Raw genomic sequence first — 20,467 nt, 5'->3', positions numbered from 1 at the left:
TAAAAAAGCGACATAAGCAGACGATATTGCGCGTAAGCTTTATAACAAACTTTCGTCAATATACGTCTACTCTGCCAAAGGTAAGGCATTGTATGGGAATATGCCTTACATCATCGATGGTTCGTCACTTTATCACAGTGTTTTTTATGATTAAAGTGACGTGCCGATTTCCTTTGCAGATGGAATTATAAACGGGATTAAAAGGAAATCTGTACGATGCCTTTTCATATCATCGAGATCATGAAAACGCAACAGATGCATGACTCGTGTTAGCGCGCATCTGTAATTCCAGTTAATGGCATTGTACCTGCTAATATGAAAGACAGCATTACAATACCTAATGTAACGATGATTAAAATGATATCTCTATAGCTGAACGGCACATGATAGTAATATGTGCGGGGCCCATCTTTAAAGCCTTTTTTCTCCATTGCTACTGAAAGGCGATGTGCTTTTCGGATATTTTGACTTAATAAAGGAATGAGTAAATGTTTCAATCGTTTAAAGCCTGAATAATTTTGATTATCGATCATTTGGTAGCGCATCTTTAATGAATTTCTTAATTGGAATAAAGCATCAATCATTAAAGGAATCATACGAAACGCAGCCATAAATGCATATGCAACTTTAGGTTTGACTTTTAGATGTTGCATAAAACTATAAAAAATCATAATGACTTGCGAAGTGAATGCTATAGACAAGCCAAAATAACTGATTGTCATTGTTCGAAAAGAGAGGTGAAGACCTCTGACTAAACTTTCAGTACTTATTTTAACGAAACCAAACGAAAATAAGACGTGCTTCCCATGTCCATAAAAAATCATAAAAAGAGATGAGGTCAGCGCAAAAAATGTCGCAATAAGCGCAAAGGTTAAAACAACTTTCCATTTAGTTCCACTAACAAGCCACATAAATATAAACATAATTGTGGCGAGGTAAATCATAAAATCAAAATTATGAATAAAAATGATGAAAAAGAATAATGCGATGCCTAAAAATAACTTCGTTACAATGTTCACTTGATCCATAAACGTATTGCGTATTTTCCATGACTCTATCATTCACTCACCACCTCGACTTCATGCAATTGATTGTCTCTAACTTCTAAACGTCTTGATGGATAACGTTGAATAATATGTGGGTCATGGGTTACCATTAAAATCGTTTGTCCTTGAGCGACACGTTTTTGAAACAATTCAATAAGTTTAAATGTATTGTGACTATCCAAACCAAATGTAGGCTCATCTAAGAGAATGATATCTGCTTCAGTACTTAAAGCTGTTGCCACGCTTAAACGTCTTTTCTGTCCCATTGAGAGTTCAAAAGGATGTTGCTGTGAGACATGCTCTAAATCAAGAAGTGCGAGCATCTCAGACGTGCGAGATTTGGCATTTTTAGAATCCATATGGTGGTAATTAATATAGATTTCATCGTATACACTATTTTGAATAAATTGTAGCTCCGGATTTTGATAAACCAGATACATGTGTTGCGCAGCATCTTTAATTTTAGTGAGTTTTTGGCCATTGAAAGTCATCTTGCCTTTATAACGAATCAACTGCATGATTGATTCTAATAGCGTCGTTTTGCCTGTTCCATTTTTCCCAGTTAAAGTTATCCACTCTCCAGAACGAATGGACAAGTCTTCTACTTCATATAAAGTTTGACGATTTCTTTGGACAGCCCCTTGATGAAACGCCAATTCAAATAATGATGTCTCCTCAGAAAAGGATGCTTTTTGCGGTTCAGGTGCATGCGACCATGCTTTAGGGTGCCATACGCCAAATTCAGTGAGTAGAGATTCATAATTTTTCATAATATCGCTTGGCGTACCCTGTTGAATGATTTCACCTTGATGATTCATTAAAATGACACGATCAACATAGTCCCAAATATGTGCCACTTTATGTTCAACAATTAATACCGTTTGGTCTTGCCATAGCGTTTTCAACAAGGTCCATAAATTTTCAGTAGCTTCTGTATCAAGCATTGCTGTGGGCTCATCTAAAAATAAAGTATCTGCACGTTGTAATAAAGTGCCAGCAATGGCTAACTTCTGTTTCATCCCACCGCTAAGATGATGGATCAATTGTTTAGGATTAATATCAAGGCCCACTTGTTTTAAAGCCCATTGAATTTGTGCATCCATTTCATGACGGGGGACTTGCTGATTTTCTAAAATGAAAGCAAGCTCCTCATTCACTTGTGGCATGCAAAATTGTGAATCAGGATCTTGGAAAATAACGCCTGAATGCTCAGCAATTTCCAATTCATCATATTTCATAGGTAAATCAATTAAATTCGGTACGATACCACTTAAAACATTGAGTAAAGTACTTTTACCTGAACCTGAAGGGCCAAGTAAAAGTACTTTTTCTTTATCTTTTATTTCAATATCGATACCATCAAAAATTTTATAGGGTGCGCTCGGATATTTTAAGCGTAGATTTTTAACTTTTAGCACAATAAAGCCACCTTACAATGTATCATAATCATCTTTTGATGCAGGTCGAAATAGTTTAGTGACACCAGTCTGATCCAGGGCTTTGACTAAAATATAAGGGAATACACCCGCTAAGACTGCACCACTGATAACACGGAATGAAATGAGTAAAATAAGATTCCAAGTGGCAACTTCATTTAAGTAACCATAATACCAGTCAATCGGTAAACTAATGATTGCTGCTGCCATACCCGCAAGTACAGCTACCATTAATGCACGAGATTTATATCTGAAAATAGCAAATACAATCTCACAAGCAAGACCTTGTAGCAATGCATAAATAATAGTAGGAATATCAAAACGTCCCATGAGAATCGTTTCCCCAGCACCTGCAGCAAATTCAGCTAAAAGCGCAATCCCCATTTTTGGAATGATAAGATATGCGACAACAGCGGCACTAAACCACATACCATACATAAGTTGATCTAAATGTAACCCTAAAGGTTGAACTGTATTATTCACAATCCACCATAAATTATAAATCACTGCAAAAATGACTGAAACCAATACAGTGACTAGAATATCTGATAATGTTAAACCTTTCTTCATTTGTATACCTCCCAAAATTAAAAAAATACGCATATCTCTTACACTAGAGACAGACGTATATGCTGTGATAATTTATATGGGATACAAGTCATCTTAATTGAAGCATGCGCTTTTCTCCTATAACAAGGCGTATCCATTATAAATGAAACACTTTCCTACGCTAGTATCATCTAGTTCAGGTTCAAAGGGTTCGAGGCTTATCCTCATCTCAGCTTTCACACCCCTAGTGCGTGCGTATTTAATTGTTAATGTCAATGTACACCTAGCCCATTCAAAAGTCAACACTCTTCAACATTCTTTTTAATGGTGAGGTGGCCGACAATTTCAATATTATGCTTTGAATGATATACCTAATTAGATGTTATATATAAAAGAAGGGATTAGAACATGTTAACGTCCTATCCCTTGTTAAACTTCTATAAATGCACAGCTTTCAAATAAAAAGATCGCATTATTCAAAAGTTTTTTGAATATCGTCTTTTGTTTTTTCAGCGCCTTCTTTAGCATCTTCTTTTTTATCTTTTAATTCTTGCTCTTTATCTTTTGCTTGTTCTGCAGCTTTTTTAATATCTTTTTCAGACATTTAAAACGCCTCCCTTTTGTTTAAAGCTATAATAATACATAACCCATATTGAAAAAGTCTAAACATAATTGTTTTAAACAAGATTTTAAAGGATGTATATCAATGCTGTTTTGGCTGCGATGAGGGGGAGATGAGACATCCAAGGGATTTGATATTTTAAACTTATGTATCAAAAAGTGCTTTTCGTTTCAAATCATTTGAGTCGTATTGATGAAGCGGTGCTAAAATTTGATCGATATACGAAGCTTAGTTTGTCATTTTAAGCATGAGTGAAATGGTTAAGGTGCTGGCTATCTTTTGGTATACTAAACCAATCAAGTATTTTTTGAAGTTTTCAATTGTATATACGTGGATGCTTGCTGTACGCAATTGTGGGGAAATCAAGTTAAAATTTTGATGCTACTTAAGTATTGAAAATTCTCATTCTAAAGACTGAATTTGATTAATTTTACAGACAGGTATTCATAGTTCGTATATAATAACTTTGAGGTGAGAGGATGTCTTTGTTTAACAAATACACCGAGGTCATTTATAGCTATATTATCGGTGCACTGTCAATTTTATTAAGTGTGATTATTTTTATAAATATTCCACTCATTCATGAGTTAAAGGATGGTAAGCACCATATTTCTAAGATTGATAATTTATGGGACTTCATTATGGCCTTTTTCAATGAAATTATCCGCGTGATGAGTAAGTATATTGGTGATATCCCGCTAGCAAGTGGCATTATTATTCTTCTTTTTGGTATTTTAATGCTATTCATAGGTCGAACACTCACAAATACGACACGATTTGATTACGACATATCTATTTTATTTTTACTTATTGGAATCATTTTCTTCGTTTTAACACTCATTTTTATGTCACAAGTGTATGGATGGATTGCATTTGTTTTCATTATTCCATTTCTAATTCATATTGGTTATATTGCGTATAAAGATGAGCTGAATCCATTACATCGTAAAGAGCATTATTTATGGATTATTTTTAGTTATGGCATTTGTTATATCATTACACAATTGGCACTTTATACAAGAATTGAAAGTCGTCAAATAGCACCGATTGATGTTTTAAGTATCAATACATTTTTCGTCGTATTATGGTTGATTGGACAAATGGCAATATGGAATTTCTTATTTCTTCGTCGTTCACTACCTGTATCGCAAGAAGAAATAACAGGTGAAGAAAATCCATATTCTAGAAGTAAGAAGTATCAATTTGCGAACACCTCTAAAATTCATTTCAAGGACTTCCAAGATCGTACAGTTGAATTTACTCATGATATTTCGCATCGTACACGTAGAAGTATTGATATCGAACGCTTACGCGCTAAGCGTGAAACGATTGTAGAAAAATGGTTTAAATGGGCGAGATTGGAAGAAGATGATATCCCTACGTTTCTAAAAAAACGTCCAAAATGGTTAAATAAAGGCTACGTAACAATTGCTTGTGGTGTGATTCTGTTGTTCTTTATTTTATTAGAATTTAACAACCGCAATGCCTTATTTTTATCTGGAGATTGGCAACTTTCACAAACACAATATGTATACGAGTGGATTAGTCTATTTCTTCTTTTAATTGTTGCCATTTTATTTATTTTAACGTCTGTAACGCGAATGTTAAGAGGTAAATATTATTATTTACAATTATTTATGATTAGTATTTTATTTTTTAAATTATTTACAGAGTATATCGTAATTGTCGTACACGGATTGTTATTATCCATTTTCATCACGCCAATTCTAATTTTAATGTTAGTTCCGACGATTATTGCTTTCGTCTTACAATTGAGACAACCAGGTCCTGTACCAAGAAAATCGCAATAAATGAATACAAGCTTGAAGAGACTGGGACATCAATCCCAAAATCAATAGCGCTGAGATGATTTTGCTAGAAAATTGTCTTAGCGCTTTCTTTTTATGATAAAACTTCGTATGATATGCCTGTGTTTCGGTGTGAGGAAAAAGTATTAATACTTAAAAAAGAAATCATATGACCTAGTGATATTAAATCAAAAACAAAGCAAACATTTTCATCTTCATCTTGGAAAGTCCACACGACTACTATGATAACAATGTTACTCCTATATTTTTCGTGTTAAGATGGTGGTAATGATAAGAAGGGAAAGGCTGATTATATGAAAACCGCAGTACTAAATAAAGGAAAAGAAGATAAATATCTTAATCAATACCCTTTGATAGAAGAAGAGGACATCTATCGCCAAGATCGACTAGAAGAAGGAGATTTATTTCAATTATTAACATCTAAAAATACTTTTATCGGAGTGGGTTACGTTGGACGACAACATAAAGGGTTAGGTTGGATATTATCATATCAAAAAGATGATGAAATTAATCAAGCTTTTTTTGAACAGTTATTTGAACAAGCTCTAGAAACACGACAATACTACTATCAAATTGAAGGAACCAATGCTTTTCGTTTATTCAATGGAGAAGGTGACGGATTAGGTGGTTTAACTATTGATTCTTATGATGGTCACTTATTGATTCAATGGTATTCGATAGGGATTTATCAATTTCGTGATTCTATTCTCGAGGCTATCAAACAGGTCTTTCCGTTTCGTTCAATTTTTGAAAAAACAAGATTTAAACATCAATCTATTAAAGGCGGATGGGTTGAAGGGGAAAAACCAGAATTTCCAATTGTGATTGAGGAAAATTTCACGTTTTACAATGTGCACCTCGATGATGGCCCGATGACAGGTATATTTTTAGATCAAAAAGAAGCAAGAAAAAAATTAAGAGACTATTATTCAGAAGATAGAAAAGTTTTAAATCTATTTAGTTATACAGGTGCGTTTTCAGTAATTTCTGCAACAGGCGGTGCAAAAACAACAAGTGTAGACTTAGCAAATCGTTCGCGTCCCATGACTGAAGAAAATTTTGGACTCAATGGTATCGATCCGAAATCACAAAATATTTTTGTGATGGATACATTTGATTTTTATAAATATGCAGAAAGACATGGTCTGACATTTGATACAATCGTGATTGATCCACCAAGCTTTGCCCGCAATAAAAAGAAAACTTTTTCTGTTGCTAAAAATTACCCGCAATTGATTGAAGGGGCTTTAACACTATTAAATGCGAAGGGTAGTCTTATTTTAAGTACAAATCACAGTGCTTATTCATTAAAAGCGTTTAAAAATATGGTTAAAAAAACGTTAGATCATGAAGAGATTGCTTATCAAATTGATGAGGTGATGGGCTTGCCTAAAGATTTCAAGACACATCCACATTTTAAACCGTCGAAATATCTTAAATTGATTTTTGTGACACTTCAGTAATAATTGCAGCTGAAACGGGGTATAAGAAGGTGATAACGCTTTGAAAGGTGGAGTTGAAATGGGTATTTCCAATAAAATTAGCGAAACATTAGGAAATAAAGTATTAAATATTGAAAACATAAAACGAAAAAATGCATTACCGGTTACTACTTCAGAAATAAATGAAAGACGTCAACGTGCTGAAAACCTCGTGAAGAAAAAAGCTTTTCTTTCATCGAGTGCAACCATCGTTCCAATACCTGGATTCGATTTTGGGGTCGATATGAAATTAATGCGTGACATTATAGAAGATGTCAATAAAATTTATGGTTTAGATCACAAACAAGTGAATAAAATGAGCGACGATATGAAAAATCGTGTCTTGATGGCTGCAGGCATTCAAGGCAGTCAATTCATAGGAAAGAAAGTATCAAGCGGTATTTTAAAAGTAGTTGTGAGAGATGTCGCAAAACGTGCAGCAGCTAAACAAACACGTTGGTTTCCTCTTGTAGGACAAGCGGTATCGGCATCAATTAGTTATTACTTTATGAATAAAGTAGGGAAAGATCACATTCAAAAATGTGAAAACGTTGTTAAGGCATTGTTATAAATTATAAAATTCAGTGACGATTTTTTGAACCAATCCTGTGAAAAACAAGGGATGAAAGCATTTTCGAATTGAATTTAAATATAGAATTTGGTAATGTTAAGCTATGTAGCAAAGTTAGTAATAATTTAAGCTAGTAAATCTAGAAATTGAAGGAGTAAGATGTAAGATGGAACAACAATCATATGTAATTATTGACGAAACAGGTATTCATGCACGTCCTGCAACAATGCTTGTTCAAACAGCTTCTAAATTTGACTCAGATATTCAATTAGAGTACAACGCTAAAAAAGTCAACTTAAAATCAATCATGGGTGTTATGAGCTTAGGTGTCGGAAAAGACGCAGAAATTACTATTTATGCTGATGGTAGTGATGAAAAAGAAGCAATCAGTGCGATTACTGAAGTCTTATCAAAAGAAGGGTTAACAAAATAATGTCAAATATAATTAAGGGAATTGCAGCTTCAGACGGTGTTGCTATTGCCAAAGCGTATTTGCTCGTTGAACCTGATTTGAGTTTTAGTCAAGAGACAACAGATCAGCCTGAACAAGAAATCCACAAATTCAACGATGCGTTGAAAAATTCTAAAATAGAGTTAACAAAAATTCGCAACAATGCGGAAGAACAATTGGGTGCTGACAAAGCGGCCATTTTTGATGCGCATTTATTAGTGCTCGATGATCCAGAATTGATTAATCCTATTGAAGAAAAAATAAAGAATAACAAAGCAAGCGCACCACATGCGTTAACTGAAGTGTCACAAAACTTTATTACAATTTTTGAATCAATGGATAATGAATACATGAAAGAACGTGCTGCAGATATACGTGATGTGTCCAAACGTGTTTTAGCACATCTACTTGGTGTTGAATTACCTAATCCAAGTATTATTGATGAAAGCGTCGTCATTGTGGGCCATGACTTGACACCGTCAGATACAGCACAATTAAATAAACAATATGTTCAAGGATTCGTTACAAATATTGGTGGTCGTACTTCACACTCAGCGATTATGAGTCGTTCATTAGAGATTCCAGCTGTTGTAGGGACAAAATCAATTACTGAATCTGTGGAACAAGGTGATATGGTGATTATTGATGGTTTAACTGGAGATGTCATCATTGATCCTACGGAAGATGAATTAAAAGCGTATCAACATAAGCGTGAATCATTCTTTGCTGATCGTGAAGCACTTAAACAATTACGTGATGAACCATCAAAAACAAAAGATGGTCAACATGTCGAACTTGCCGCAAACATTGGAACACCTAATGATTTGCCAGGTGTAAAAGATAACGGTGCAGAAGGTATCGGCTTATATCGTACAGAATTTTTATATATGGGTCGCGATACGATGCCTTCAGAAGATGAGCAATTTGAAGCTTATAAAAAAGTTTTACAAGAAATGAATGGTAAACGTGTGGTTGTCCGTACGTTAGATATCGGTGGAGATAAAGAATTGCCATATCTCAACTTGCCTAAGGAAATGAATCCATTCCTTGGTTATCGTGCAATTCGTCTATGTTTAGATCAACCTGAAATTTTCCGTCCGCAGTTAAGAGCGTTATTACGCGCTTCAACTTACGGGAAATTGAACATTATGTTCCCAATGGTTGCTACTATAAAAGAATTCCGCGATGCAAAAGCACTTCTTCTTGAAGAAAAAGAAAACTTAAAACAAGAAGGCGTTGAAGTTAGTGATGATATTGAATTAGGTATTATGGTGGAAATTCCATCTACAGCAGCTTTAGCTGATGTTTTTGCTAAAGAAGTTGACTTCTTTAGTATTGGAACAAATGACTTAATTCAATATACGATGGCAGCTGACCGTATGTCAGAACGTGTATCATATCTTTACCAACCTTATAACCCATCAATCTTACGCTTAGTTAAGCAAGTGATTGAAGCATCTCATAAAGAAGGTAAATGGACAGGTATGTGTGGTGAGATGGCTGGAGATGAAACAGCTATACCACTATTAATTGGTTTAGGGCTCGATGAATTTTCAATGAGCGCGACATCCATTTTAAAAGCACGCCGACAAATTAAAAATTTAAGTCAAACAGAGATGACACAATTAGCAGACCGCGCAATTAATTGTGCTACTGTTGATGAAGTTGTAGATTTAGTCAAATCAAAAACAAGTCAGGCTTAGTTCACTTTACTGTAAAACAAAACAGGAGCTTGCACCTCAAAGTGCAGACTCCTGTTTTGTTTTACACAAATTAACGATAACGCTTTACAATATGACGTCTGTTACATACGAGATGATTCCCACTATTATGAAGTAGGAATCCCCAATTTTTGATTTAATCGATCTAAATCGACTTGGAACATAGGGACCTGATCAATCAATATAAAAGGTGTAGAAAATGTGTCCCAGTCGATCATTTCATTTCGATATTGTGCATGTGCAATGTTGCGCTCTTCAAAATTAACGTGATTTTCGTTGAGATAATTTTTAACAAATGCACAAGGCGGACAGTCATTTTGTGTATAGATAATTACTTCAGCCATGATTGAGCCAACTTTCTTTTCAATTTGTTCTTCATCATAAGTTAAAAATGGTCAAAAAGCAAATTTATAGTTTGATTAAAAATGACAAATTTAAGTCTTGTCAATAAATTGTCACGTATTAGATGAACAAAAAGATATTAAAACAGTGAAAGATGGGCTTATAATAAAAATCACTTTACTTTTAAAACTAAGGAGGGACTCAAAATGGATGCAGTGGATATTAGCCGGTTTTTGACAGGAATGACACTTGCAGTCCACATTATTTTTGCAACAATAGGCGTCGGTATGCCACTTTTCTTTGCAATTGCTGAATTTATCGGTATTAAAAAGAAAAGTGATCAACATATAGCATTAGCCCAACGGTGGTCGAAAGGTTACACAATTACTGTGGCCGTTGGTGTAGTAACAGGTACAATTATTGGTTTACAGTTATCATTACTATGGCCTACATTTATGCGAATTGGTGGGCATGTCATCGCATTACCTTTATTTATGGAAACTTTTGCCTTTTTCTTTGAAGCCATTTTTCTAAGTATTTATTTATATACTTGGAATCGTTTTAAAAATCAATGGATACATTTTTTAATTAGTATCCCGGTTATTATTGGTGGTATGTTTTCAGCTTTATTTATTACGTCAGTGAACTCTTTTATGAATACACCAGCAGGAATGGTATTTAAAGATGGAAGAATGGTCAATGTTGATCCAATAGAAGCAATGTTTAATGCTTCTTTCTTTGTTCGTTCATTCCATGTTGTTACAACTGCGGTAATGACAATGGCCTTTATTTTAGCAAGTATTGCAGCATTTAAATTACTTAAAAATAAAGTAGAAAAAGATCGCCAATATCATCAAGCAGCACTCAAAATGACGATGATTGCAGGTTTGCTTTTTACGATGCTATCCATGTTAGCAGGCGATTTATCAGCTAAGTTTTTACACCATGAACAACCAGAAAAACTTGCTGCATATGAATGGCACTTTGATACCGAATCCAATGCGGATTTAGTTTTATTTGGTGTGTTAGATGAGTCTACTCAGGAAGTAAAAGGTGCAATCCATATTCCTGGCGCCTTAAGTTTTCTATCCGATAGTCACTTTGATACGAAAGTGAAAGGATTAAACGATTTTCCAAAAGATGAGTTACCACCTTTGATTGTGCATTACTTCTTTGATCTTATGGTGACGTTTGGTATTTTTTGTTTCGTTGTTTCATTCGCATACGTCATTGCGATGTGGGTGAAAAAATTAAATCCACATCATAAGGTGATTCTGTATGCGACTTTATTGACAGGGCCTGCAGCCATGTTAGCGATTGAATTCGGCTGGTTTTTAACAGAACTCGGTCGACAACCTTGGATAGTCAGAGGATTCTTAAAAGTTCAAGATGCTGCAACAGATGCAAATGGTCTTGTTTTTGTGACTATGCTTTTTGCAATACTCTATTTCGTGCTCTTGTTCTCTGCAACATACGTATTAGTAAGAATGTTTAAAAATAAAGCGGCATACGAAGATGTTGAACGTATCGCAAGAAGTAGAGGTGATTTTTGATGAGTTATGAAATCATTGGTATCACTGTTTTGTGGTTGTTTTTATTCGGCTATATCATTGTGGCATCTATCGATTTCGGTGCTGGTTTCTTTTCACTTCATGCGAAACTTTTTGGACAATTTCATTATATTAATCGTCTGATACAACGCTATCTTAACCCAGTATGGGAAGTTACCAATGTATTCTTTGTCTTTTTCTTTGTCGGTATTGTTGGTTTCTTTCCAGATACAGCTTACTATTATGGCACGGTTTTACTTATACCGGGTTCCATTGCATTGATTCTACTAGCTGCAAGAGGCGCGTTTTATGCATTTGAAAACTATGGTCAAGATAGTAAGTTGTCTTGGTTAATGATATATGGTGTTTCAGGATTATTAATCCCTGCAGCATTATCGACAGCATTAACAATTTCAGAAGGTGGATTCCTTAAGAAGACAGCTTCAGGAAGTATCGATCTCAACTGGACAGAGTTGTTGTTAAGTCCATACGGTTGGGCGGTTGTTTTATTAGCTATCGTTTCAGTGCTATATATATCATCAGGATTTTTAACATTCTATGCGCATCGTGCTCAAGATTGGAAAGCCTATGCACTGTTACGTAAGTGGTTTCTCATGTGGGGGGCTCCTATGATTTTGATGTCGTTATTTGTATTTTTATCGTTAAGAATGCAAAATAAAGCACACTTTAATGCAGCGGTTTTTGATTACGGCTGGTTATTCATAATCAGTTTCGTATCATTTTTAATTGCTGGGGTGCTCACATACTTCAAAAAGGCGCACGGTATTGCATTCTTATTTGTAATGCTACAAATGGGAACAGCATTTTTCGGTTACGGTCTCAGCAAATTGCCGTACATTCTTTACCCTTATATTCATATAGATGATGCGGTAACGAATGATAGTATGGCACTTGTATTGACCATCGCTTTTATATGCGGTCTGTTGCTTTTAATTCCTTCACTTTACTTTATTTTGAAGTTATTTGTTTTTGATAAAGACTATGTGAGAGGTAATAAAAAAGGCTATTAACGCATTCAAAATAAAAACATGTGATTGTTGATTTTAATCAGTTCATTCATGCATAACACATGAATTTGTAGTAATATAAGATTATCATTAATTGATGTGCGTATACTATGAGACAATAAAGTATGATTGATGCATGTAAGTCATTAAAGTGGCTCTTTGAAGAAAATGTTGTTTTGGGCATTGTCGCGAGTACCAAAGGGCTATTGAAAATATTTTTAATAGGAGTGAAATGAAAGTCTAAAAGATGTTTTAGATTTTGTTTCACTCCTTTTCCCACGTATGCATTCCGCACATATTTTAGCGTAAAATCAACTTCAGGAGGCCTGTAATGGATAAAGAATATGTAGTCATTGGACTAGGGCGTTTTGGTGGCAGTATTGTTAGAGAATTAAATGCGTTAGACATGGATGTTATGGCGATAGATAAAGACGAAAACCGTGTAGATGAATATAGTGATATTGCAACACATGCTGTCGTGGCAGATACGACGGATGAGGCGGTAATGAAAAGTTTAGGGATTCGTAATTTTGACCATGTCATTGTCGCAATCGGTGAAAACATTCAAGCAAGTACACTGACAACACTTATATTAAAAGAGTTAGGTGTCAAAAAAGTAACAGCAAAGGCACAAAATGATTATCATGCTAAAATTTTGAATAAAATAGGTGCCGATACAGTCGTACACCCTGAAAGAGATATGGGGCGTCGTATTGCACACAATGTTGCAAGTGCGACAGTGTTAGACTACTTAGAACTGTCAGATGAACACTCTATTGTTGAAATTAAGGTAAGTGAAACAATGGCGGGCCAAACATTAATTGAGCTCGACGTGCGTGCTAAATTTGGTATCAATATTATAGCGATAAAGCGTGGAAAAGAGATTATTGTAGCACCAGATCCAGACATTGCATTAGAATTTGATGATATTTTAATCATTATTGGCCATGATAATGACTTAACGCGATTTGAGAAAAAAATGGCACATTAGTCTTAAAATAAAAGGACGAAGTTGGGACATGAATGTCAACTTCGTCCTTTTTGAGTTTAAACGCGCATTAAAATTGTTGTAGCATTAAATAACAGAGGAGCTTACGAATTTGATTTTTCGCATGCCCCTCTATTTTATCATATTTATATTATGACTTTAATTATTTTGTTTTATCATTTACTTTCATGATGACTGGTAAAATCATTGGTTTTCTTGCTGTTTTTTCATATAAATAAGGTTGCAATGTTTCAATAATAGAAGATTTAACTTGGTGCCATTGAATATTTTCATTGTTATTCAATTTATTAATCACATCTTGTTTGATTTTTTTCTGTGCATCATAGATTAATTGGCCTGACTCACGCATATATACGAAACCGCGTGAAATAATATCAGGGCCTGATAAAAGTTTGTTCGTATTAAAATCAATACTCACAACGACAATAACTAGTCCTTCTTCAGACAAGAGTTTACGGTCTCTAATAACAACATTGCCGATGTCACCAATACCGCTACCATCAACAAGGACTGTGCCTGATGGGATACGACCTGCTTTACGTGCACTATCACGTGTAAGCGCAAGCACATCACCTATATCATGAATAAAAACATTTTCTTCTTTGACACCACAATCAATACCTGTTTGACCATGTGCCATTAGCATACGATATTCACCATGAATAGGTAAGAAGAACTTAGGTCGAATAAGGCGTAACATTAATTGTTGATCACCTTGAGACCCGTGTCCAGAAGTGTGAATATTTGATATTTTACTATGAATCACTTCTGCGCCCGCTTGATAAAGTGCATTGATCGTGCGATTAATACTTTTTGTATTACCTGGAATTGGAGAAGAACTGAAAACAACTGTATCTTCAGGAATAATTTTAATTTGCTTATGCGTACCATTAGCGATTCGAGATAAAGCGGCCATAGGCTCACCTTGAGAACCCGTACACAAAATAAGTAATTCGTGTTTTGGAATACTATTAATTTTACTTGGTTCTACAAAAGTTTCAGGTGGTGCTTTAACATAACCGAGTTCGGTACCGATCTTAATATTGTTTTCCATTGATCGACCAAATGTCACGATTTTTCGATTGTACTTTACAGCAGCTTCAACCGCTTGTTGGACACGGTAAATATTAGATGCAAATGTTGCAAAGATGATACGTCCAGTACAATTACGGAAAATTTTATCAACATTTTGACCGACTTCACGTTCACTTAAAGTGAAGTCGGGAACAAGGGAGTTCGTGGAGTCAGAAAGTAAACAAAGGACCCCTTCATCACCCAGTTTTGCCATTCTACCAATATTGGCAGGGGCACCTACAGGCGTAAAATCAAATTTAAAGTCGCCTGTGTGTACAACTTTACCTTCAGGTGTATCAACAACGACACCATAAGTTTCTGGAATACTGTGTGTTGTAAGGTAGAAACTAATTTTGAAATATTTAGATTCGATCACTGTATCTTCTGTGATTTCGTTTAAATTAGCTTGACGTAACAAATGATGTTCTTCTAATTTATTACGAATAAGACCTAATGCAAGCGGTCCGCTATAAATTGGTACGTTAATCTTTTTAAGCAGGTAGGGCACACCACCGATATGGTCTTCGTGACCATGTGTGATTACTAATCCCACGATTTTATCTTGATTCTGCTCAAGATACGTATAATCTGGTATAACATAATCGATACCAAGTAAACTATCGTCAGGGAATTTGATACCTGCATCAATGATTACGATTTCGTCTCTGTATTCAACGGCATAAGTATTTTTACCGACTTCACCTAAGCCGCCTAACGCATAGACGCCCACTTCATTTTTTTGAAGTTGTTTCATTATTGTGCTTTCTCCACGTTAAAATGATCGGATTGTTTTTCATACTCTAAATGTGCGCCCTCTAATTTAGTTATGAATTCAATATTGTAGTTGCGTTCTTTTAAGTAACGACGAACTTGTTCTTCTGTTTGTGCTTCAACATAAATCGTTTGTGTATTTTCACGTACAATCACTTCATCACGATTATGTTGATAAAATACTTTAAAAATTGACATTAATTCGTTCCTCCTAAATTGGATATCTCTTTATAATAAATCGATTTACATGCCACAGGGTTAAAAATTGAATTTTAAAATAAAAAACATGAACCGAATCATGATTAAACAATGTGTTCAATAACATTCAATTCATCATTTCATTCACTTTAATCTCGCATGTACATCGCTAATTTTGATTTCCGTTCTTGATGAGGTGTATTGTATTTCAAATACAGCCCAGTTGCTTTTATTTTACATGAAGTCATCGAATAAATAAAGCGGAATGTGATAAACTAAAATAGTACCTAAATGAGATAAATAGTATATCTCTTTAAAATGTCCCGAAAAAAGGTGATGAAGATGAAAAGTGTAGCGCAGTTATTAACAGAAGTTAAAGAGGAACGTAATCGAGAGGACAAAAAATTAATTGAGATTCAGTTCGAAGTCAGAAATGAACAAGTCACAATGTTTTTTGAATATGAAGAAGAGCAAGCAACACAAGATAACCACTACTTTATTAGACATCATCATGATCCAGAGTTTTTAGACATGGAAACTTTTGAATTACTTAAAGAGGCGTTGGATGATGAAGGAATTAGACATAAGCAAAGAAGAGATGTGTTTTTATAGTCTCAATGTAGGAAGGATTAACAAACAGTCTAAATAAGGCAATGATGTATATCACTACATATTTAACCTATCTACGGCTCAGGCGATAGCTCATTTAACGAAACCCCAAATCTCACTTAAATTCATCAGAGGTTTGGGGCTTTGCTATTTATAATTAGAATTTACTGAATATCAATTTGACAATATTTAAACTTCGACTGCACCATCTTTTGGCTTAAGTGGGTTATCGTGATCAATGCGATCATAAAATAAAACGCCATCTAAATGATCAAGCTCATGCTGCACGACAATGGCGGGATAACCTTTAAGTCTCAAACTGATTTCATTACCATCGATATCATAACCTTTTAATTTGATTCGATAATGACGGTGAACTAAACCGGGCACGTCTTCGTCAACGCTTAGACATCCTTCACCTGTAGGTAAATAACCATCTTGTACGCTATGGCTTACGATTTTAGGATTGACGATACCCATATCATATGAATTGCCATTTCCATCATCTGGTAAATAAATGGCAAACATACGTTTAGGTACATTGATTTGAGGTGCAGCGAGACCTACACCACTACGTAATTGGTATTTTTCAGCAATTTCTGGATCTTGACTATTTCTTAAAAAAGTTTGCATATCTAATAAAGTTTGACGTTCTTCGTCAGTTAATGGGAACTCCACTTCCTTTGATCTTTGGCGAAGTGTTGGATGTCCATCTCTAATAATATCTTTCATTGTTAACATATTTGACACCTTCCTTACTTATTAATATATCAAAAAATGACTTAAAAGTGATAGTCGTTTACTCTTAATTACTCAATAATTATTTGACAAAATTAAAAAGGAAGTTGTGATTTTATTCTATACTATGCTAACATCTCTAAAAATGAAAAAGTGCCACTTTTAAGTATGGTTTAAGACGTATTTTACGGGTACCATATTATTTTAATTTAAATAGACCTCCTTTAAAAGTTTACGCCAAGTTTAACATATTAATGCATAATATTGAGTTGTATGCGATGTGTTTTGGTATAATGACAAATGAGTGAGATATGACTCAGCAATTCAAAATCGTTACAATGATAAGCTTTTGTAAAGTAAAGTTATGAATTGACGCAGAAAACGAAGCATCATTTGAATTATGAAGGAAATTTCATTAATATAGCCATTGACAATATAAGGAGGACCATAAATTATGAAATTCAAAAAAACAATGGGTGTAGCAATGGCTGCAACGATATTGCTGGCAGGTTGTAATAACGACAAAGAGTATTTTGAGAATTACAATAATGGACTTGAAAAAATGCAAAAAGCAGAAGCGCCAATTCAAAACATTAATAAAGAAATGAATAAACTCGAAAAAGAGAAAGAAAAAATTTCTAAAGAAGTAAGTGGAAAAGATATTAGCAAAGTCCAAGATAAGGTTAAAGCTTTCTTAGATAATGCAGCACAAAGAGAAAAACAACTTGATAAAGAGTCTAAAGCAATGGCGCAATCAGAGAAAGATTTTCAAAATATCAAAAAAGAATCTAACAAAATTGAAGATAAAGATGACAAAAAAGAATACGACCAGTTAAACCAAGCATTAGAAGAAAAATATAAAAAGCATAAAGATTTTGTGAAAGGCTATCAAAATATTATTAATAAAGAGAAAGACTTATTTGGTTATTTCAAAAATTCTTCTGGCACACAAGAAGAAGTGGATAAACGTTCCGAAGCTTTAAATAAAGCACAAAAAGAAATGAAGAAAAAGGTTGATAACTATACAAAAGCAATTCGAAAAGTTCAAACAGAGAAGCAAGATGTCGATGAAATCGCTAACAATTAGAATATAACAGTTCGAGTTCAATAGTATAACAGTTGGCCATACTGTTGTTATATCAAGTGTTACAGAAGTTGCATAAAACTGTTTAACAGTTTTTATGTTTTGTGTTACACTAAAGTAAGTTGAATTATATTTATAAACGGGAAAGGTATGGTGAATTGCATGGCTGCTAAGTTAAAAGCCCAATTCGATGCAGAACAAGTATTGAAAGATACTGAGTCGAAATTTGAGATGGTTCAAATCTTAGATGCAGATGGAAATGTAACGAACGAAGATTTACTTCCGGATTTATCGGATGAACAGTTAGTTGAATTAATGAGAAGAATGGTATGGACACGTATTTTAGACCAACGTTCAATTTCATTGAACAGACAAGGTCGCCTTGGTTTCTACGCGCCGACTGCTGGTCAAGAAGCTTCACAATTAGCTTCACAATACGCTTTAGAACAAGAAGACTTTATTCTTCCTGGTTACCGTGATGTACCACAATTAATTTGGCACGGCTTACCATTGACTAAAGCATTTTTATTCTCACGTGGACACTTTGTAGGTAACCAAATGCCTGAAGGAGTGAATGCGTTAAGCCCACAAATCATTATTGGTGCACAATACATCCAAACTGCAGGTGTGGCACTAGGTCTTAAAAAACGAGGTAAAAAAGCCGTAGCTATCACTTATACTGGTGACGGTGGTTCTTCACAAGGTGACTTCTATGAAGGTATTAACTTTGCTTCAGCATACAAAGTACCTGCGATTTTTGTTATTCAAAATAACAACTACGCGATTTCAACACCACGTGATAAACAAACTGCAGCTAAATCATTAGCTCAAAAAGCAATTGCAGTAGGTATCCCTGGTATTCAAGTTGATGGTATGGATGCTTTGGCAGTATACCAAGCAACTAAAGAAGCACGTGAACGCGCAATTAATGGTGAAGGTCCAACATTAATTGAAACAATGACTTACCGTTATGGCCCACATACAATGGCTGGGGATGACCCAACGAAATATAGAACTTCTGATGAAGATTCAGAATGGGAGAAAAAAGATCCGCTTGTTCGCTTCAGAAAATTCTTAGAAAATAAAGGCTTATGGTCAGAAGACAAAGAAAATGAAGTCATCGAACAAGCTAAAAATGAAATTAAAGCTGCTATTAAAGAAGCAGATAAAACAGAAAAACAAACTGTAACTTCATTAATGGAAATTATGTATGAAGATATGCCTTACAACCTTAAAGAACAATACGAAATCTACAAAGAGAAGGAGTCGAAGTAAGCCATGGCACAAATGACAATGGTTCAAGCGATTAATAATGCGCTAGCAACTGAACTTAAAAATGACGAAAACACTTTGTTATTTGGTGAAGACGTTGGTGTAAACGGCGGTGTATTCCGTGTAACAGAGGGTTTACAAAAAGAATTCGGTGAAGACCGTGTATTCGATACACCTTTAGCTGAATCAGGAATCGGTGGTTTAGCTTTAGGTCTTACAACACAAGGATACCGTCCTATTATGGAAATCCAATTCTTAGGTTTCGTATTTGAAGTATTCGACTCTGTTGCAGGACAAATTGCACGTCATCGTTTCCGTACAGGTAACTCTAAAGCTGCACCAGTTACAATTCGTACACCATTTGGTGGGGGCGTACACACACCAGAATTGCATGCTGATAACTTAGAAGGTGTTTTAGCACAATCTCCTGGTTTGAAAGTTGTTATCCCATCAGGTCCATACGATGCAAAAGGATTATTAATCGAAAGTATCCGCAGCAATGATCCAGTTGTTTACCTTGAACATATGAAATTATATCGTTCATTCCGTGAAGAAGTACCAGAAGAAGAATATACTATTGAAATCGGTAAAGCTAACGTTAAACGTGAAGGTACTGATTTAACAATTATCGCTTACGGTGCGATGGTACAAGAATCATTAAAAGCAGCTGAAGAACTTGAAAAAGAAGGTCACTCAGTTGAAGTAATTGACTTACGTACAGTACAACCATTAGATATTGATACTTTAGTTGCATCAACTGAAAAAACAGGTCGTGTGGTTGTTGTTCAAGAAGCTCAAAAACAAGCAGGTGTTGGAGCGAACGTGGTATCAGAATTATCACAACGTGCCATCTTATCATTAGAAGCACCAATTGGTCGCGTAGCTGCACCAGATACGATTTACCCATTCACACAAGCAGAAAATGTTTGGTTACCAAATAAAAATGACATTATTGAGCAAGCAAAAGCAACGCTAGAGTTTTAATAGAGAAATTGAGAAGATGTGTTAAACGAGAAAGTCACAGAGGCACAAATGGAGAATGAAACGGTCGGCCGTTTCTTCTCCTAAATCTGTGTGGATAACTTA

General features: G+C 34.8%; 20 protein-coding genes and 1 riboswitch. Of the genes, 12 read left to right on the top strand and 8 right to left on the bottom strand.

Translation table 11 applies throughout. The features are described from left to right. Positions 1–269: 269 nt before the first annotated feature. The 4 genes from CD118_RS06630 to graF form a co-directional block, all read right to left on the bottom strand. Positions 270–1,061 (bottom strand): energy-coupling factor transporter transmembrane component T family protein, encoded by a 792-nt coding sequence (locus CD118_RS06630; RefSeq protein ID WP_050345824.1) that lies wholly within the window; start codon positions 1,059–1,061, stop codon positions 270–272. Next, on the bottom strand, positions 1,058–2,464 hold the full coding sequence (locus CD118_RS06625) for an ABC transporter ATP-binding protein (protein WP_103356432.1): 1,407 nt from the start codon (positions 2,462–2,464) through the stop codon (positions 1,058–1,060). The genes CD118_RS06630 and CD118_RS06625 overlap by 4 nt, the downstream gene beginning before the upstream one ends. A gap of 12 nt (positions 2,465–2,476) precedes the next feature. Then, complete coding sequence (locus CD118_RS06620; protein ID WP_016424744.1) at positions 2,477–3,052, bottom strand: ECF transporter S component; 576 nt, start codon at positions 3,050–3,052, stop codon at positions 2,477–2,479. A 135-nt stretch (positions 3,053–3,187) separates the two neighbouring features. After that, a riboswitch (TPP riboswitch) is annotated at positions 3,188–3,287 on the bottom strand. Between the two features lie 216 nt (positions 3,288–3,503). Next, positions 3,504–3,635, bottom strand: a complete 132-nt coding sequence (gene graF / locus CD118_RS12105; protein ID WP_016424745.1) for a glycopeptide resistance-associated protein GraF — start codon at positions 3,633–3,635, stop codon at positions 3,504–3,506. 497 nt (positions 3,636–4,132) lie between these two features. On the opposite strand from graF, the gene auxA reads away from it, so the two are divergent. The 5 genes from auxA to ptsP all read left to right on the top strand — a co-directional run bounded on the left by auxA (position 4,133) and on the right by ptsP (position 9,688). Beyond that, a complete protein-coding gene (auxA, locus tag CD118_RS06615; RefSeq protein ID WP_060830103.1) occupies positions 4,133–5,464 on the top strand; it encodes a lipoteichoic acid stability factor AuxA in 1,332 nt (443 codons plus the stop codon). Between the two features lie 311 nt (positions 5,465–5,775). Then, positions 5,776–6,945, top strand: coding sequence for a class I SAM-dependent rRNA methyltransferase (locus CD118_RS06610; RefSeq protein ID WP_103356431.1), 1,170 nt, complete (start codon positions 5,776–5,778; stop codon positions 6,943–6,945). A gap of 58 nt (positions 6,946–7,003) precedes the next feature. Continuing rightward, on the top strand, positions 7,004–7,534 hold the full coding sequence (locus CD118_RS06605; RefSeq protein ID WP_103356430.1) for a DUF697 domain-containing protein: 531 nt from the start codon (positions 7,004–7,006) through the stop codon (positions 7,532–7,534). 166 nt (positions 7,535–7,700) lie between these two features. Continuing rightward, positions 7,701–7,967, top strand: coding sequence for a phosphocarrier protein HPr (locus CD118_RS06600; RefSeq protein ID WP_016424749.1), 267 nt, complete (start codon positions 7,701–7,703; stop codon positions 7,965–7,967). After that, positions 7,967–9,688, top strand: a complete 1,722-nt coding sequence (ptsP, locus tag CD118_RS06595) for a phosphoenolpyruvate--protein phosphotransferase (protein WP_103356429.1) — start codon at positions 7,967–7,969, stop codon at positions 9,686–9,688. The genes CD118_RS06600 and ptsP overlap by 1 nt, the downstream gene beginning before the upstream one ends. Positions 9,689–9,813: 125 nt before the next feature. Here the strand turns inward: ptsP and CD118_RS06590 are convergent, their stop codons facing one another. Further along, positions 9,814–10,050, bottom strand: a complete 237-nt coding sequence (locus CD118_RS06590; protein ID WP_103356428.1) for a glutaredoxin family protein — start codon at positions 10,048–10,050, stop codon at positions 9,814–9,816. A gap of 204 nt (positions 10,051–10,254) precedes the next feature. Here CD118_RS06590 and CD118_RS06585 point away from each other — a divergent pair, with 204 nt between their 5' ends. The 3 genes from CD118_RS06585 (at position 10,255) to CD118_RS06575 (ending at position 13,617) form a co-directional block, all read left to right on the top strand. Continuing rightward, the gene (locus tag CD118_RS06585) at positions 10,255–11,601 is read left to right on the top strand and encodes a cytochrome ubiquinol oxidase subunit I (protein WP_060830098.1); all 1,347 of its coding nucleotides are present in this window, start codon (positions 10,255–10,257) and stop codon (positions 11,599–11,601) included. Beyond that, positions 11,601–12,629, top strand: coding sequence for a cytochrome d ubiquinol oxidase subunit II (locus tag CD118_RS06580; protein ID WP_103356427.1), 1,029 nt, complete (start codon positions 11,601–11,603; stop codon positions 12,627–12,629). The genes CD118_RS06585 and CD118_RS06580 overlap by 1 nt, the downstream gene beginning before the upstream one ends. A gap of 328 nt (positions 12,630–12,957) precedes the next feature. Then, entirely contained in the window at positions 12,958–13,617 is a 660-nt protein-coding gene (locus tag CD118_RS06575; protein WP_050331361.1) for a potassium channel family protein, read from the top strand. 160 nt (positions 13,618–13,777) lie between these two features. Here CD118_RS06575 and rnjA read toward each other — a convergent pair whose 3' ends face one another. Together rnjA and CD118_RS06565 are read right to left on the bottom strand one after the other, a co-directional pair. Then, a complete protein-coding gene (gene rnjA, locus CD118_RS06570) occupies positions 13,778–15,463 on the bottom strand; it encodes a ribonuclease J1 (protein ID WP_050331360.1) in 1,686 nt (561 codons plus the stop codon). Next, positions 15,463–15,678, bottom strand: a complete 216-nt coding sequence (locus tag CD118_RS06565; protein WP_016424756.1) for a DNA-dependent RNA polymerase subunit epsilon — start codon at positions 15,676–15,678, stop codon at positions 15,463–15,465. Before CD118_RS06565 ends, rnjA begins: the two co-directional genes overlap by 1 nt. A gap of 342 nt (positions 15,679–16,020) precedes the next feature. On the opposite strand from CD118_RS06565, the gene CD118_RS06560 reads away from it, so the two are divergent. Next, positions 16,021–16,290: a hypothetical protein gene (locus tag CD118_RS06560; RefSeq protein WP_050331359.1), complete on the top strand. Its 270-nt coding sequence runs from the start codon at positions 16,021–16,023 to the stop codon at positions 16,288–16,290. A gap of 186 nt (positions 16,291–16,476) precedes the next feature. Here CD118_RS06560 and def read toward each other — a convergent pair whose 3' ends face one another. Beyond that, positions 16,477–17,028 carry a peptide deformylase gene (def, locus tag CD118_RS06555; protein ID WP_050345814.1) on the bottom strand — a complete coding sequence of 184 codons (552 nt, stop codon included), beginning with the start codon at positions 17,026–17,028 and terminating at the stop codon, positions 16,477–16,479. A gap of 451 nt (positions 17,029–17,479) precedes the next feature. Here def and CD118_RS06550 point away from each other — a divergent pair, with 451 nt between their 5' ends. The 3 genes from CD118_RS06550 (at position 17,480) to CD118_RS06540 (ending at position 20,365) form a co-directional block, all read left to right on the top strand. Beyond that, complete coding sequence (locus CD118_RS06550) at positions 17,480–18,112, top strand: YkyA family protein (RefSeq protein ID WP_103356426.1); 633 nt, start codon at positions 17,480–17,482, stop codon at positions 18,110–18,112. Between the two features lie 159 nt (positions 18,113–18,271). Further along, positions 18,272–19,384, top strand: a complete 1,113-nt coding sequence (pdhA, locus tag CD118_RS06545; RefSeq protein ID WP_050331357.1) for a pyruvate dehydrogenase (acetyl-transferring) E1 component subunit alpha — start codon at positions 18,272–18,274, stop codon at positions 19,382–19,384. 3 nt (positions 19,385–19,387) lie between these two features. Next, positions 19,388–20,365, top strand: a complete 978-nt coding sequence (locus tag CD118_RS06540; protein WP_050331356.1) for an alpha-ketoacid dehydrogenase subunit beta — start codon at positions 19,388–19,390, stop codon at positions 20,363–20,365. Positions 20,366–20,467: the final 102 nt, after the last annotated feature.

This window comes from Staphylococcus coagulans, from assembly GCF_002901995.1.
Classification (GTDB): Bacteria; Bacillota; Bacilli; order Staphylococcales; family Staphylococcaceae; genus Staphylococcus; species Staphylococcus coagulans.
The sequence above is the reverse complement of the archived record's forward strand: the minus strand, read 5'-3'. Positions and strand labels throughout refer to the sequence as shown.

What these genes read in the sequence shown, in the direction of transcription:
- CD118_RS06630 (WP_050345824.1), bottom strand. Translation starts at nt 1,061, where the DNA reads ATGATAGAGTCATGGAAAATACGCAATACGTTTATGGATCAAGTGAAC.
- CD118_RS06620 (WP_016424744.1), bottom strand. Translation starts at nt 3,052, where the DNA reads ATGAAGAAAGGTTTAACATTATCAGATATTCTAGTCACTGTATTGGTT.
- graF (WP_016424745.1), bottom strand. Translation starts at nt 3,635, where the DNA reads ATGTCTGAAAAAGATATTAAAAAAGCTGCAGAACAAGCAAAAGATAAA.
- auxA (WP_060830103.1), top strand. Translation starts at nt 4,133, where the DNA reads ATGTCTTTGTTTAACAAATACACCGAGGTCATTTATAGCTATATTATC.
- CD118_RS06610 (WP_103356431.1), top strand. Translation starts at nt 5,776, where the DNA reads ATGAAAACCGCAGTACTAAATAAAGGAAAAGAAGATAAATATCTTAAT.
- CD118_RS06605 (WP_103356430.1), top strand. Translation starts at nt 7,004, where the DNA reads ATGGGTATTTCCAATAAAATTAGCGAAACATTAGGAAATAAAGTATTA.
- CD118_RS06600 (WP_016424749.1), top strand. Translation starts at nt 7,701, where the DNA reads ATGGAACAACAATCATATGTAATTATTGACGAAACAGGTATTCATGCA.
- ptsP (WP_103356429.1), top strand. Translation starts at nt 7,967, where the DNA reads ATGTCAAATATAATTAAGGGAATTGCAGCTTCAGACGGTGTTGCTATT.
- CD118_RS06590 (WP_103356428.1), bottom strand. Translation starts at nt 10,050, where the DNA reads ATGGCTGAAGTAATTATCTATACACAAAATGACTGTCCGCCTTGTGCA.
- CD118_RS06585 (WP_060830098.1), top strand. Translation starts at nt 10,255, where the DNA reads ATGGATGCAGTGGATATTAGCCGGTTTTTGACAGGAATGACACTTGCA.
- CD118_RS06580 (WP_103356427.1), top strand. Translation starts at nt 11,601, where the DNA reads ATGAGTTATGAAATCATTGGTATCACTGTTTTGTGGTTGTTTTTATTC.
- CD118_RS06575 (WP_050331361.1), top strand. Translation starts at nt 12,958, where the DNA reads ATGGATAAAGAATATGTAGTCATTGGACTAGGGCGTTTTGGTGGCAGT.
- rnjA (WP_050331360.1), bottom strand. Translation starts at nt 15,463, where the DNA reads ATGAAACAACTTCAAAAAAATGAAGTGGGCGTCTATGCGTTAGGCGGC.
- CD118_RS06565 (WP_016424756.1), bottom strand. Translation starts at nt 15,678, where the DNA reads ATGTCAATTTTTAAAGTATTTTATCAACATAATCGTGATGAAGTGATT.
- CD118_RS06560 (WP_050331359.1), top strand. Translation starts at nt 16,021, where the DNA reads ATGAAAAGTGTAGCGCAGTTATTAACAGAAGTTAAAGAGGAACGTAAT.
- def (WP_050345814.1), bottom strand. Translation starts at nt 17,028, where the DNA reads ATGTTAACAATGAAAGATATTATTAGAGATGGACATCCAACACTTCGC.
- CD118_RS06550 (WP_103356426.1), top strand. Translation starts at nt 17,480, where the DNA reads ATGAAATTCAAAAAAACAATGGGTGTAGCAATGGCTGCAACGATATTG.
- pdhA (WP_050331357.1), top strand. Translation starts at nt 18,272, where the DNA reads ATGGCTGCTAAGTTAAAAGCCCAATTCGATGCAGAACAAGTATTGAAA.
- CD118_RS06540 (WP_050331356.1), top strand. Translation starts at nt 19,388, where the DNA reads ATGGCACAAATGACAATGGTTCAAGCGATTAATAATGCGCTAGCAACT.